Genomic DNA, 13,769 nt, shown 5'->3' with positions numbered 1-13,769 from the left:
GCAGCCCGCCGGTCTGGCGGGCGGCGTTGCGGGCGCCCTCGGCCCCCTTGTCGCGGCCGAACGACACGCTGGCCCGCGCCCCCCGCCCGAGGCGGGCGATGGCGGCGGCGGTCTCGCGCAGGCTGGCCGCCCATTCGCGGATCGACAGGCCCATGGCGACGAACAGGATCAACCCGCCGGCCACCCCCGCCACCGTGCCGACCGCCGGGTTGCCGGGGCCGCCGAACAGCAGCTTGCTGACGCCGTCCAGCAGCACGATGCCGAAGCTGCCGCCGGGGTGGCCGTTCAGCGGGTCCTCGCCCCCCATGCCCATCCCGGCCAGGAACATCGCCACCAGCAGCACGCCCCACACCGCCAGCACGCTGCGGAACAGCGGGTGGCGGACGCTCTTCTGGAGGCTGAGGCGCCAGCCCCACATCATCGGGACCAGAGCCAGCAGATAAGCCGCCCAGCCCAGCGACTGGATCAGGACGTCGGCCAGATAGGCGCCGAACCGGCCGAACAGGTTGTGGACATGGGCGCCGGTCGCCGGCACCGCGTTCCAGGAAGGGTCGGACGGGTTGTAGCTGCCCAGTATGACCATCAGGACCAGCCCGACCACGCCCAGCGCGAAGCCCGCCAGCTCGCGCGCCCGCGCCACCACGAAGGCGCGCGTGGCGGGCGAGAAGAAGGGCGGCTTCTCGGGCCGTCCTCCGGCGCTTTTGCCGCTTGCGCTGCGGGGACTTGCGGGTCGTGCCATGGGCAGAAGGTCCTCAGGAACGTGCTGTACCGGACCCGGCCTTTGGAAAACGGGCCGGGGCGATGGGATGGCCGAAGGCCCTTATCCCAGAATGCGGGCGATGGCGGCGCAGGCGTGGCCGACCGTCTCGGCGTCGTTCACCAGCGCGATGCGGATGAAGGGCGCGCCGGGATTCGCCTCGCCGGGGTTGCTGCGGGTCAGATAGGCGCCGGGCAGCACGCGGATGCCGCCCTCCGCCCACAGGCGGCGCGTCGCCTCCTCGCCGTCGCCGACGTCCAGCCACAGGAAAAAGCCGCCGTCCGGGCGGTAATAGCCGTAGCGCCCCTTCAGCGACGCCTCCGCCGCGTCGAACTTGGCGCGGTAGAGCGCGCGGTTCTCCTCGACATGCACCTCGTCCCGCCACAGCGCGGCGCTGGCCGCCAGCACCGGCAGCGGCATCCCGGCGTTGGAATAGCTGCGCAGGCGGGTGAAGCGGGACATCAGTTCCGGATCGCCGGCCACGAAGCCGGAGCGCAGCCCGGCGGCGCTCGACCGCTTGGACAGGGAATGGAAGACCAGGATGTTGGCCCAGGGCTTCCCCTCGTGGGCCAGCCCCGACGCGACCTGGAGCGCGCCGACCGGCGGCTTGTCCAGGTAGATTTCGGCGTAGCACTCGTCCACCGCCAGGATGAAGCCGTAGCGGCGCGCCAGCCCGATGGCCCGCTCCAGATAGGCGGCGTCCGCCGCCGCCCCCTGCGGGTTGGCCGGGGTGCAGAGATAGAACAGCGCCGTGCGCTCCAGCAGCTCCGGCGTCAGGGCGTCGAGGTCGGGCAGGAAGCCGGTTTCGCGCGTGGAGGGCAGGAACACCGGCTCCGCCCCGGCCAGCAGGGCCGCCCCCTCGTAAGGCGCGTAGAAGGGGTTGGGCATCAGCACCGCCGGCGGACGGCCCGCCTTGCTCTGCGGCACGGCCAGCAGGGCCAGCAGGAACAGCGCCTCGCGCGTGCCGGACACCGGCAGGACCGACTTCTCCGCGTCGAACAGCCCGTCCGGCAGGGCGTAACGGCGGGCCAGCCAGCCGCCCACCGCCTCGCGGAACTCCGGCGTGCCGCCGACCGGCGGGTATTTGCCCCACAGATGGGCGTTGGCGCGCAGCGTCTCGTCGATGATGGCCGGCGGCTGGTGCTGCGGCTCGCCCACCGACATCATGATCGGCTCGGCGTTGGTGCGCGGCGTCACCCCGGACAGCAGCGCGGCCAGCCGGGTGAAGGGATAGTCGGACAGCCGGTCGAGCCGGTCGTTGACGAGAGCGAAGGTGCCGAGGTCCGGGAGCGACATGCCGCCGAAGATCCTTTCCATGAGGACGGCCCGAAAAGGCCGGGCCGGCCCAAAAGGGCACGGCCCGATACGAAACGGAAACGATCCTACCGGCGGTGGAGTCCCGGCACAAGGGCACAAAACCGGACAAGGCCCGGTCAAGGGAAAGCAAACGCCGCCCGTTCCGGCGGCCTTGGCGCCGCGGCGGAAAGACTGGCGTCCCCGGCCTCAAGTCACCGGGCAGATCATCGGTGCCCCGCGGCAAGAAAAAGCGGACGAGCCTTCCCCCCGGGCGGGAGGGGCCGGGCCGTGACGCCCCGCCCTGTCCGCTTCGTCCAGCCCGTCTCAGAGAGCTTCGGTGTTGGTCTCGCCGGTGCGGATGCGCACGGCCTGGGCGATGTCCAGCACGAAGATCTTGCCGTCGCCGATGCGGCCGGTGTTGGCGGCCTTCTGGATCGCCTCGACCACCTGCTCGTACTGGTCGTCGGACACCGCGACCTCGACCTTCACCTTGGGCAGGAAGCTCACGGAATACTCGGCGCCGCGGTAGATCTCGGTCTGACCCTTCTGGCGTCCGAAGCCCTTCACCTCGCTCACCGTCAGGCCCTGAATCCCGAGCGACGTCAGCGCCTCGCGCACTTCGTCGAGCTTGAACGGCTTGATGATGGCCATAACCAGTTTCATGTGGCTTCCCCTTGGTATGCGTGTTTGCGGGCCCTTGCGGTCGCCCGGTCCCCCCTCGGCCGATCCCGCCTTGCCGGCGGGTTTTCCGAACGTGACTCGAGCGTGTTCGCCTCGACCGCAAAAATCAATGTCTTCAAAAATCGTGCCGGTTGCAGAATCGGCCCTTTTCGGTCTTTTCCGACTGTTTCGCCGTTCGATTGGGCAGCATGTGCCTATTAATTACGCAGACTGGGTGCCGCGACGTAGCGCCTCTGGACATCCGGACGAAGCGGAACGATTGTTCGTACCCGTCTACACTGATCGAAGGGCAGCGCCATCATGACCGAATCGGGCACCACCGCAGCGCAGGAGATCACGACCGAAGTCGTCGTGTTGGGCGGCGGACTGGCCGGGCTCAGCATGGCGGCGGCGCTGGCCACCGCGGGCGTTCCGGTCGTCTGCATCGACCGCGACAGCCCGGACCGGCACGCGGAGGACGGCTTCGACATCCGCACCACGGCGGTCGCCTACGCCTCGATGAAGGTGCTGGAGGGGGCGGGCGTGTGGAAGCACATGGAGCCCGACGCCGGCCCGATCCTGGACATCCGGGTGGCCGACCAGTTCTCGCCCCTGTTCGTCCATTACGACCACAAGGACCTGACCTGGGACGGCAAGAACCAGCCCTTCGGCTGGATTCTCGACAACAAGGATATGCGCCGCGCCCTGTTCGCCCGCGCGGCGGAACTGCCCGGCCTGCACCATCTGGCCCCGGCCCAGGCGGTGTCGATCGAGCGCAACCGCAGCGGCGCCACGGTGACGCTGGCCGACGGGCGGGTGGTCAAGGCGCGGCTGGTCGTCGGGGCCGACGGGCGCCGCTCGCTGGCGCGGGAGAGCGCGGGCATCAAGCTGCGCACCTGGGCTTACGACCAGACCGCCATCATCTGCACCATCCGCCATTCGGAGCCGCACAACGGCGTGGCGGTGGAGCATTTCCTGCCCAACGGCCCCTTCGCCGTGCTGCCGATGACGGAGAACCGTTCCTCCATCGTGTGGAGCGAGAAGCGGTCGCTGGTGGACATGTACCTGAAGCTGCCGGAGGACCAGTTCATCGACGAGCTGACCCGGCGGTCCGGCGGCTATCTGGGCGACATCGAGCTGCTGACCCGGCGCGACGCCTGGCCGCTGTCGGTGCTGCTGGCCGAGCGCTTCATCGCGGAGCGCGTGGCCCTGATCGGCGAGGCGGCCCACGCCATCCACCCCATCGCCGGGCAGGGGCTGAACCTGGGCCTGCGCGACGTGGCAGCGCTGGCCGAGGTGATCGTGGACGCCCACCGGCTGGGGCTGGACGTCGGCTCGCCGGAGGTGCTGGCCCGCTTCCAACGCTGGCGCCGCTTCGACACGGTGCTGCTGGCCGCGGTGTGCGATGGTCTGGTGCACCTGTTCTCCAACAACATCCCGCCGCTCAAGCTGGCCCGCGACGTCGGCATGGCCGTCGTCAACCGCCTGCCGCCGCTGAAGCGCTTCTTCATGCGGCACGCGATGGGCGTGGTCGGCGAGCTGCCGCGGATGATCAAGGGCGTGCCGCTGTAAGGCCCTGTTGCCCGACAAGAATCCGGAACCTTAGCTCACCCCAGCCCGTATTCCGACAGCGCCTCGTACACCGCGGCCCCCTTGCCCAGGTGGCTGCGGTAGAGCGTGAAGTGGTCCATCCGGATCGGCCCGGCGCGGAACAGCCCACGCTCCTCGACGAAGCGCCCGATCCGGTCCTTCGGCGCGTCCTTCAGCCGGGCGAGCGTGACGTGGGGGGAGAATTTGCGCTCTTCCGCCGGCAGGCCGCAACGGACCACCGCCGATTCGATCTTGGACTGGAGGTGCGACAGGGCCTCGCTGCGCTCCACGCCGGCCCAGAGGACGCGGGCGCTCCGGCCGCTGCCGAAGACGCCCACGCCGTCCAGAACCAGATTGAAGGCCGGGGCCGCGATCTGCGCCAGCGCCTCGTCGATCTCCGCCGCCTGATCCCCCGGCACCTCCCCGATGAAGCGGAGCGTCAGGTGGAGGTTGTCCGCGTCGGTCCAGCGGGCGCCGGGCACGCCGCCGCCCAGCCCCGCCAGCCGCTGGCGCACATCCTCCGGAAAATCGAGCGCGACGAAGAGACGAATCATAGGCTTACGAACCGGTTACGGGCAGGGGTCGGGGTAGCGGGCGTTCACCGCCTCAAGGTCGTTCCATACCTCGTCCGACAGCGTGACGTTCACCGCGGCGATGTTGGACTTCAGATCCTCCATGTTGGTGGCCCCGATCAGCGAAGACGTCACGAAGGGCTGCTGCAGGGTGAAGGCGATGGCCATCTGCGTCGGCGACAGGCCGTGGCGCCGGGCGACATCCAGATACTCCCGGGTGGCGAGGTCGGCGTTGACGGTGGCGTAGCGCGACTTGCGGTGATCCAGGGAGCGGCGGCTGCCGGCGGGCATGGCGCCGTCCAGATACTTTCCCGACAAGGTGCCGGCGGCCAGCGGCGAGTAGGCCAGAAGCCCCACATCCTCGCGGATCGACACCTCCGACAGCCCCTGCTCGAAGGTCCGGTTCAGCAGGTTGTAAGCGTTCTGGATCGAGGCGACGCGCGGCAGGCCCTTGTTCTCCGCCAGCTTCAGGAACTGCATCACGCCCCAGGGCGTCTCGTTGGACAGGCCGACATGGCGGACCTTGCCGGACTTCACCAGGTCATCCAGGACGGACAGCGTCTCCTCGATGGGGGTGCCGTCCTTCTCGGGCCGGTGGACGTAGTTGCGCGCGCCGAAGCGGTTGGTGGGGCGGTCGGGCCAATGGAGCTGGTACAGGTCGATGTAGTCGGTCTGCAGCCGGCGCAGGCTGGCCTCGACCGCCGCGAAGATGTTGGTGCGGTCCAGCCGCGCCTGACCGTTGCGCACCCAGGGGAAGCCGCCGTCGGCGAAGCCGATGACCTTGGACGCCAGGATCACCTGGTCGCGCTTGCCGGTCGCCTTGAACCAGGTGCCGATGACCTCCTCCGTACGTCCGTACGTGTCGGCGGTCGGGGGGATCGCGTACATCTCCGCGGTGTCCCAGAAATTCACACCCTCGCCGAGCGCGTAATCCATCTGGGCGTGGCCTTCGGCCTCGGTGTTCTGGCGGCCCCAGGTCATGGTGCCGAGGCCGATGGCGCTGACCGAAAGGCCGGTGCGGCCGAGCGGACGGTATTGCATTGGATATGACCCTCAAAGAAACAAGGTGAGCACGCCCGTGTATCCGTACAGGCGTGCGTTGGAAATCTCGCCGCTGGCGAAGAAACCGGCCAGCGGGATGTCGCCGAAGGTCTCGCGGATCAGCGCCAGCTCCTGGCTGCCTTCGCCGAACAGGCTGGGGCCGCGGGCGATGCAACTGACATAGATGGCGCCCTTCGGGGTGGTCTTCACGCGCTTCTTCAGGTTCGCCAGCATGCGGCGCATGTCGGCTTCGGCGCTCTGCTGGTCGCGGCGGGTGAACAGGATGGGCTGGCCGCTCTGCACATGGTGGGCGACGGCGATCCAGCCGGCGCGCGGGTCGATGGCGATCAGGTCGCGGACCAGATAGTCCGCCGTGTCGGTCCCGGCGATGGGCAGGCCGGCGAAGATGTAGCCGGACACCCGCTTCAGGTCGCGGGCCAGCAGCTCGCCGATGTCCTCCTTGAAGACCTCCAGCGCGGGGCGCCCGTCGATCTCCAGGACGACGTTGTCCTCCGCCGCGGTGATGGTGCGCACCGGGCCGATGGGCGTGCAGCCCTGGCTGAGGCCGGTGGCGACCGGAACCTGCGGGGCGAACAGCACGCCGGACACCCCGCCGTCCGCCACCGGCCCGCCGGTCATGGTGGCGGTGTTGCCGGGGATGGTGAATTGCGGGAACTCCGAGCGCGAGGCCGACAGGCCGCCGACCAGGAAAGCCCCCGTCGATTCCGCCAGCGAAACGACCAGCCCCGCCAGATCCTGGTGGCGCGGGTCGGCGTGGGCGAGCGCCAGCATGGCGCCGTGCTTGTCCAGCCAGCCGCCGGCCATGCGGCGCAGCGGCTCCATGTCGCCCGACACCACCGGGAACGGGCGGAAGCCGTCCGGCGGCAGGCGGGCCACCATCACGGCGATGCCCGGCTTGTCGAAGATTTCCTCGTCGTTGGCGCAGACGCCGATGCCGACGGTGCCCACCCAGTCGCGGATGCCGGTGACGCCGCGCAGCAGCGTGACCATGCTGGTCGCGTGCTCGGCCAGCGCGTCGGTGATGTAGAGGAAGCCGAGGTTGCAGCCCTCCACGGCCCCGAGCTCGTCCAGGCAGGACTTTACGACGGCGCCCCATTCGGTGCCGGTGGCCGAGGCGGCCTTGAAACAGGTGTCGGTGGTGGCGGTGTTGCCGGCCAGGGTCGCCATGGGTCTTCAGCCTCCGTTCTTGGCGATGCCGTCCAGAAGGCGGGCGACGTGGGGCGCGATGCGCTCCACGATCACCTTCACGCCGGCCGCGTTGGGGTGGATGCCGTCCGGCTGGTTCAGCGCGGCGTCCGCCGCCACGCCGTCCAGAAAGAACGGATAGAGCTGTACGTTGTACGTGCCGGCCAGATCCGGGTAGATGGCGTTGAAGCGTTCGCTGTACGCGCGCCCCAGGCTGGGCGATGCGTACATCCCGGCGAGGAGTACGGGCAGCTTCTCGCCGGTCAGCCGCTTCAGGATGGCGTCCAGGTTGGCGCGCGCCGCGGCGGGATCAAGCCCGCGCAGCATGTCGTTCGCCCCCAGTTCCACCAGCACGGCGTCCGGCCGGTCGGCCAGCGCCCAGTCGAGCCGCGACAACCCGCCCGCCGTGGTGTCGCCCGACACGCCGGCGTTGACGACGGTCACGCCGTAGCCCTTCGCCCGCAGCGCGGACTGCAACTGAACGGTGAAGGACTGCGCTTCGGGCAGGCCGTAGCCGGCGGTCAGGCTGTCGCCGAGCGCGAGCAGGGTGAAAGGCCCCTTCTCCGCAAGGGCAGGCGCCGTCACGCCCACACCCGCAAGGGCGGCGAGGGCGGCCAGCCCCGTCCTGACGAGGGCCATGTTGAAATGGCGGCGCACCATGCCATATGGCGAAAGGTTTTCCCGCCCGTTCCAGAGACGCATGCCAATGTCCCGACCCGATTCCGTTGCCTCTGCCATCGTCGATCTCGACGAGGTGCATCTGAGATTGGACAGCGCGGCCGGACCCGTCAACATCCTGAGAGGCTTGAGTCTCCGCATCCAGCCCGGCGAACGGGTCGGCGTGGTCGGCCCTTCGGGCTCCGGCAAATCGACCATGATGATGGTCATGGCCGGTCTGGAACGCCCGACGGGCGGGGCCGTGCGCGTCGCCGGACAGGATCTGGGACGGCTGGACGAAGACGGGCTTGCGCGCTTCCGCCGCGACCATGTGGGGATCGTCTTCCAGGCTTTCCACCTCGTGCCGACGATGACGGCGCTGGAGAACGTGGCCATCCCCCTGGAATTCGCCGGGGCCGCCGACGCCTTCGACCGCGCGCGGGACGGGCTGGAGGCGGTCGGGCTGGGCCACCGGCTGAGCCATTATCCGGGCCAGCTGTCCGGCGGCGAGCAGCAGCGCGTCGCGCTGGCGCGCGCTTTCGTCGCGGAGCCCTCGCTGCTTCTGGCCGACGAGCCGACCGGCAACCTGGACATCGGCACCGGCGCCACCATCGTGGAGCTGCTGTTCGACCTCGCCGAGCGGCGCGGCACGACGCTGGTTCTGATCACCCACGACCCGTCCCTGGCCGACCGCTGCGACCGGACCGTGAGGCTGATGGACGGGCGCATCGTGGACGACGGCCTCGCCGCCCGCGCCCAGCGCGTCCGCGTGGCGGGGGATTGAGCGTTCGGGGGCCCGACACGACCACACCCCACCCACACCCCCCACACACCCCGCCGGACGCACCCATGACCGACCTCGCCCTTGCCTTCCGTCTGGCCCGCCGCGAGCTGCGCGGAGGGCTGAAGGGGTTCCGCATCTTCCTTGCCTGTCTGACTTTGGGCGTTGCCGCCATCGCGGCGGTCAATTCCGTGTCCGGCGGCGTCCTGTCGGGTCTGCAGGCGGACGGGCGGGCCATCCTGGGCGGCGATGTCGCGCTGCGGCAGATCTACACACCCCCAACCGACGGACAGCGCGTCTATCTGGAGCAGGCCGGGCGCCTGTCGCAGTCGGTGGAGATGCGCGCCATGGCCCGCTCCGCCGACGACCAGCGGTCCACGCTGGTGGAGCTGAAGGCGGTGGACGGCGTCTACCCGCTCTACGGCACGGTGGCCCTGACGCCGGAGGGCGACCTGCACACGGCGCTCGCCAACCGCGACGGGCGCTGGGGCGCGCTGGTCGAGGACGGGCTGCTCGACCGGCTGGGGCTGAAGACCGGCGACACGCTGCGGCTGGGCGAAGGCGAATTCGCCGTCCGCGGCGTCCTGACGCGGGAGCCGGACCGCGCCTCCAACGGCGCCTTCTCGCTGGGGCCGCGGGTGATGGTCGGCCTGCCGGCGCTGGAGGGCACCGGCCTGCTCCAGCCCGGCAGCATCGTCTATTGGACCGCCAAGCTGGCCCTGCCGCCGGGCACCGACGTGGCGGCGTGGCAGGACCGGCTGCGCGAGCGCTTCCCCGATGCCGGCTGGCGGGTCCGCGACTTCACCAACGCCTCCCCGCAGATCGAGCGCTTCATCGACCGCATGACCCTGTTCCTGACGCTGGTCGGGCTGACCGCCCTGCTGGTCGGCGGGGTCGGGGTGGGCAACGCGGTGCGCAGCCATCTCGATTCGCGCGCCCGCACCATCGCCACGCTGAAATGCCTGGGCGCGCCGGGGGATCTGGTCTTCAAGGTCTATCTGCTGCAAATCCTGGCGCTGTCGGGGCTGGGCATCCTGCTGGGGCTGCTGCTGGGCGCGCTGGCGCCGCTGGGGCTGGGGTCGCTGCTCGATTCGGTGCTGCCGGTCCCCGTCCGGATCGGCGTCTATCCGGGCGCGCTGGCCCTGGCCGCGCTCTACGGGCTGCTGACCGCCCTGACCTTCTCGCTGTGGCCGCTGGGCCGCGCGCGGGAGGTGCCGGCGGCGGCGCAGTTCCGCGACGTGGTGGCGCCCGCCGGGGGACGCCCGCGGGCGGTCTATCTGGGGGCGATGGCGCTGACCGTCGCCGCGCTGGCCGGGCTGGCCGTCGCCACCGCCCACAACAAGATGTTCGCCGCCTGGTTCGTCGGCGGCTCCATCGCCACCTTCATCGCCTTCCGCATGGCGGCCTGGCTGGTGGTGCGCGGGGCCGCGGCGGCGGGACGCCCGCGCCGTCCGGGGCTGCGGCTGGCGCTCGCCAACCTGCACCGGCCCGGCAACCCGACCGGGGCGGTGGTGCTGTCGCTCGGCCTCGGCCTGACGGTGCTGGTCGCCATCGCGCTGATCGAGGGCAACTTCTCCCGCCGGGTCAACGAGACGATCCCCAAGGACGCGCCCAGCTTCTTCTTCGTGGACATCCAGCCCGACCAGTTCGAGCCGCTGAAGCGGATGGTCACCGCCCTGCCCGGCACCAGCGGGTTCGAGGCGGTGCCCAGCTTGCGCGGGCGGATCGAGACGGTGGACGGCCAGCCGGCGGAGAAGGCGCTGATCAACCCCGAGCAGTCCTGGGTGCTGTCCGGCGACCGCGGGGTGACCTATTCCGCCAAACTGCCCGAGCATTCGGAGATCGTCGCCGGCTCCTGGTGGCCGGAGGATTACAAGGGCGCGCCGCTGATCTCCATCCACCAGAATGTGGCGAGCGCCTTCGGCATCGGTCCCGGCGCGGTCATGGGCGTCAACATCCTGGGCCGCACCATCGAGGCGAAGGTCGCCAACGTGCGCGCCGCCGACTTCTCGACGCTGGCCATCAACTTCGCCCTGGTCTTCGCGCCCGGCACGCTGGAGCGCGCGCCGCAGACCTGGATCGCCACCATCCGCAGCACCCCGGCGGCGGAGCCGGAGGTGCAGCGCTCCGTCCTGCAACGCTTCCCCAACGTGACGCTGGTGCGGGTGAAGGACGCGCTGGACACGGTGGGCACCATGCTGGGCCACATCGGCACGGCGGTGCGCATCACCGCGGGCATCACGCTGGCCGCCGGCACGCTGGTGCTGGCCGGCGCCGTCGCCGCCGGGCACCGCCGCCGGGTCTACGACGCGGTGGTGCTGAAGGTGCTGGGCGCCACGCGGGCCGACGTGCTGAAGGCGTTCCTGCTGGAATACGGGCTTCTCGGCATCCTGACCGCGGCCATCGCCGGGGTCATCGGCACCGTCACGGCCTGGGCGGTGATGACCTTCCTGATGCGCTGGGACTGGACCTTCCTGCCGTCCGCTGTGCTGACCACCGCCCTGCTCAGCACCGCCATCACGCTGGCCTTCGGCTTCCTGGGGACGTGGCGGGCGCTCGGCCAGCCCTCCGCCCCGCTGCTGCGCAACGACTGAGGGCAACGACTGAGGGCAACGACTGGGAAAGGGAACCGGCGTCAGGCCGGTTCGGGGACGCGGTCGTCGGCGACGATCCGGTTCTTGCCGGTCTGCTTGGCGGCGTACATGCGCTGGTCGGCCAGATCGACCAGCTTTTCCCAGTCCGCCGGGCGGTCGTGGATGTATTCGGCCACGCCGATGCTGGCGGTCTGGGGAATCCCGTCCGGGCGCTTGCCGAACCCCCGCTCGTGCAGCCGCTCCACCGCGGTCAGGGCGCCCTCGCGGGGGGTGTTGGGCATGATGACCACGAACTCCTCCCCGCCCCAGCGCACCAGCACGTCGGACTGGCGCAGCATGGCGCGGATGGCCTCCGCCGCCCGCCCCAACTGCTTGTCGCCCTGGTCGTGGCCGAAGCGGTCGTTGATCGACTTGAAATTGTCCAGATCAAAGAAGACCACGGCCAGCGGGTGCTCCGACCGCTGGGCGTGCGCGAACTGGAGCCGCAGCAGCTCCTCGCCGATGCGGCGGGAGAAGGCGCCGGTCAGCCCGTCGTGCGACGCCTGATCGACCAGGGCCATCATGAAGTGCAACTGGCTCATCGCCGCCAGCGTCGCCACCACCATGATGAGCACCAGCAGCCACAGGGCGCCCAGATAGGAGGGGAAGGGGAAGACCAGCGAGCCGTAGACGCCGGCCAGCATATGGGCCAGCAGCATCGGCGTCGCGAAGGCCAGCCCCTCCATCGCGGTCAGCGGGAAGACGCTGAGCCCCGCCACCATCACGAAGGGCAGGAAGGCGTAGCCGGCGGCCACCGCGAGCGCGCTTCCCGCGATCATGTCCTCGTTCAGCATGGGGTGAGAGGCGAGGAAGAAGATCGTGGGCACCGCCAGCAGCAGGGCCAGCCCGCGCCACGCGCTGCCCATGTCGTCGCAGATCCGGTAGCCCAGCGCCAGCGCGCCGAAGGCGAAGCTGGAGACCAAACGCAGCCCGGCCAGATAGCCCCACAGCGGCCAGGGGAAGATGAAGACGTCGATGACGATCCACAGCGGCGTCAGCACGGCGAAGACCGCCGCGACCATCCGGACGCGGGAATGGATCAGCACGGCCCGGCGACGCTGGATGATCGGGGTGTGTCCACCCGGATGCATCAGGTCGCGCAGTTGCTCGAAGGAGAGATCGCCGCTCACCGCCTGGAATGCCCTCTCCGCGAACTGCCTGAGGAGGTTAAGCGCTTGTTGATACACGCGATGCCCCCCATCGGCAACGGCATTTGCTGTGATTTCCAAGGATACGTGCGTATGTGGCGCGGCCTGTGGCGCCTGCGCATTTGCATGCGAATTGTAGGGACATTCTTCCCGCAATCCGTCCCTGTCAACGCCGGATTGGTCATACCACTGGGGCAAAAGCACGCGGGACACATGAAAAAAGGCCCGGCGGCGGGCCGGGCCTTCTTCCTGCGGTCAAAGCGGATGGAAAACGCTCAGTCCTTCAGGTCCTCCCAAAGTTCCTTCACCTTGGCGAAGAAGCCTTCGGACTGCGGGTGGGAGCCTTCCTTGCCGGCGTTGTCGAACTCGCGCAGAAGCTCCTGCTGCTTCTTGGTGAGGTTGACCGGAGTCTCGACGACGGCCTGGATGTACATGTCGCCGCGCTGCTGGCTGCGCAGCACCGACATGCCCTTGCCCTTGATGCGGAACTGGTGGCCGGACTGGGTGCCGGGCGGGACCGTCACCTTGGTGCGGCTGCCCTCGATGGTCGGCACCTCCACCGTGCCGCCCAGCGCCGCGGTGGTCATGGGGATCGGCACCCGGCAGTGGATGTTGGCGCTATCGCGCTGGAAGATCGGGTGCGGCGCGATGGCCAGGAAGATGTAGAGGTCGCCCGGCGGCGCGCCGCGCAAGCCCGCCTCGCCCTCGCCGGCCAGACGGATGCGGGTGCCGTCCTCCACGCCCGCGGGGATGTTGACCTGAAGGGTCTTCTCCTTGCGCAGGCGCCCGGCGCCGCCGCAGCTTTTGCAGGGGTCCTTGATGACGCGGCCCTGGCCGTGGCAGGCCGGGCAGGTGCGTTCGATGGTGAAGAAGCCCTGCTGGGCGCGCACCTTGCCGTGGCCCTGGCAGGTCGGGCAGGTGACCGGCTGGGTCCCCGCCGCCGCGCCGGAGCCGTTGCAGCCGTCGCAGGCGACGGTGCTTGGGACGCGGACGTTGGCCGTGGTGCCCTTGAAGGCTTCCTCCAGCCCGATCTCCAGATTGTAGCGCAGGTCCTGGCCGCGGCCCGACGCGCCGCCGCCGCCACCACGGCGCCCGCCCATGAATTCCCCGAACATCTCGTCGAAGATGTCGGCGAATCCGCCGCCGCCGCCGAAATCGAAGCCGCCGAAGCCGCCGCCGGCCCCGCCGCGCCCGTTCTCGAAGGCACCGTGGCCGAAGCGGTCGTAGGCCGCGCGCTTCTGCTCGTCCTTCAGAACCTCGTAGGCTTCGCTGATTTCCTTGAACTTGTGCTCGGCGTCCTTGTCACCCTGGTTGCGGTCCGGGTGATACTGCATCGCCATCTTGCGGTACGCTTTTTTGATCTCGTCCGCGCTGGCGCCCTTCGCCACCCCGAGCAGCTCGTAATAGTCCTGTTTCGCCATGGGCCCC

12 protein-coding genes are annotated in these 13,769 nt (G+C 69.9%); 3 read left to right on the top strand and 9 right to left on the bottom strand.

The window, feature by feature from the left end; genetic code table 11:
- The 3 genes from QSG27_RS03085 to glnK form a co-directional block, all read right to left on the bottom strand.
- Positions 1 to 739: DNA translocase FtsK 4TM domain-containing protein (locus QSG27_RS03085; RefSeq protein WP_306703680.1), on the bottom strand; the 739-nt coding region annotated here is incomplete at its 3' end.
- An 81-nt stretch (positions 740 to 820) separates the two neighbouring features.
- Positions 821 to 2,053: an aminotransferase class I/II-fold pyridoxal phosphate-dependent enzyme gene (locus QSG27_RS03080; protein WP_306703679.1), complete on the bottom strand. Its 1,233-nt coding sequence runs from the start codon at positions 2,051 to 2,053 to the stop codon at positions 821 to 823.
- A 324-nt stretch (positions 2,054 to 2,377) separates the two neighbouring features.
- Positions 2,378 to 2,716, bottom strand: a complete 339-nt coding sequence (glnK, locus tag QSG27_RS03075; protein ID WP_035670687.1) for a P-II family nitrogen regulator — start codon at positions 2,714 to 2,716, stop codon at positions 2,378 to 2,380.
- A 318-nt stretch (positions 2,717 to 3,034) separates the two neighbouring features.
- On the opposite strand from glnK, the gene QSG27_RS03070 reads away from it, so the two are divergent.
- Positions 3,035 to 4,285 carry a UbiH/UbiF/VisC/COQ6 family ubiquinone biosynthesis hydroxylase gene (locus QSG27_RS03070; RefSeq protein WP_306703678.1) on the top strand — a complete coding sequence of 417 codons (1,251 nt, stop codon included), beginning with the start codon at positions 3,035 to 3,037 and terminating at the stop codon, positions 4,283 to 4,285.
- Positions 4,286 to 4,320: 35 nt separating this feature from the next.
- Here the strand turns inward: QSG27_RS03070 and thpR are convergent, their stop codons facing one another.
- Genes thpR through QSG27_RS03050 form a run of 4 tightly spaced genes read right to left on the bottom strand, consistent with a single transcriptional unit; the run spans position 4,321 to position 7,824 of the window.
- The gene (gene thpR, locus QSG27_RS03065) at positions 4,321 to 4,857 is read right to left on the bottom strand and encodes an RNA 2',3'-cyclic phosphodiesterase (RefSeq protein ID WP_306703677.1); all 537 of its coding nucleotides are present in this window, start codon (positions 4,855 to 4,857) and stop codon (positions 4,321 to 4,323) included.
- Positions 4,858 to 4,872: 15 nt separating this feature from the next.
- Positions 4,873 to 5,916 (bottom strand): NADP(H)-dependent aldo-keto reductase, encoded by a 1,044-nt coding sequence (locus QSG27_RS03060; protein ID WP_306703676.1) that lies wholly within the window; start codon positions 5,914 to 5,916, stop codon positions 4,873 to 4,875.
- Positions 5,917 to 5,928: 12 nt separating this feature from the next.
- Entirely contained in the window at positions 5,929 to 7,104 is a 1,176-nt protein-coding gene (locus QSG27_RS03055) for an FIST signal transduction protein (protein WP_306703675.1), read from the bottom strand.
- A 6-nt stretch (positions 7,105 to 7,110) separates the two neighbouring features.
- The gene (locus tag QSG27_RS03050; protein WP_306703674.1) at positions 7,111 to 7,824 is read right to left on the bottom strand and encodes an arylesterase; all 714 of its coding nucleotides are present in this window, start codon (positions 7,822 to 7,824) and stop codon (positions 7,111 to 7,113) included.
- Positions 7,825 to 7,828: 4 nt separating this feature from the next.
- Between QSG27_RS03050 and QSG27_RS03045 the strand changes: the two genes are divergently transcribed.
- Positions 7,829 to 8,563 (top strand): ABC transporter ATP-binding protein, encoded by a 735-nt coding sequence (locus QSG27_RS03045; RefSeq protein ID WP_306703673.1) that lies wholly within the window; start codon positions 7,829 to 7,831, stop codon positions 8,561 to 8,563.
- A gap of 65 nt (positions 8,564 to 8,628) precedes the next feature.
- The gene (locus QSG27_RS03040) at positions 8,629 to 11,154 is read left to right on the top strand and encodes an ABC transporter permease (RefSeq protein ID WP_306703672.1); all 2,526 of its coding nucleotides are present in this window, start codon (positions 8,629 to 8,631) and stop codon (positions 11,152 to 11,154) included.
- 41 nt (positions 11,155 to 11,195) lie between these two features.
- Here the strand turns inward: QSG27_RS03040 and QSG27_RS03035 are convergent, their stop codons facing one another.
- Positions 11,196 to 12,323: a GGDEF domain-containing protein gene (locus QSG27_RS03035; RefSeq protein ID WP_306703671.1), complete on the bottom strand. Its 1,128-nt coding sequence runs from the start codon at positions 12,321 to 12,323 to the stop codon at positions 11,196 to 11,198.
- 293 nt (positions 12,324 to 12,616) lie between these two features.
- Positions 12,617 to 13,762 (bottom strand): molecular chaperone DnaJ, encoded by a 1,146-nt coding sequence (gene dnaJ / locus QSG27_RS03030; RefSeq protein ID WP_306703670.1) that lies wholly within the window; start codon positions 13,760 to 13,762, stop codon positions 12,617 to 12,619.
- Between the last annotated feature and the right edge of the window lie 7 nt (positions 13,763 to 13,769).

Source organism: Azospirillum isscasi, from assembly GCF_030849505.1.
In the GTDB taxonomy this organism is placed as follows: Bacteria; Pseudomonadota; Alphaproteobacteria; order Azospirillales; family Azospirillaceae; genus Azospirillum; species Azospirillum isscasi.
The sequence above is the reverse complement of the archived record's forward strand: the minus strand, read 5'-3'. Positions and strand labels throughout refer to the sequence as shown.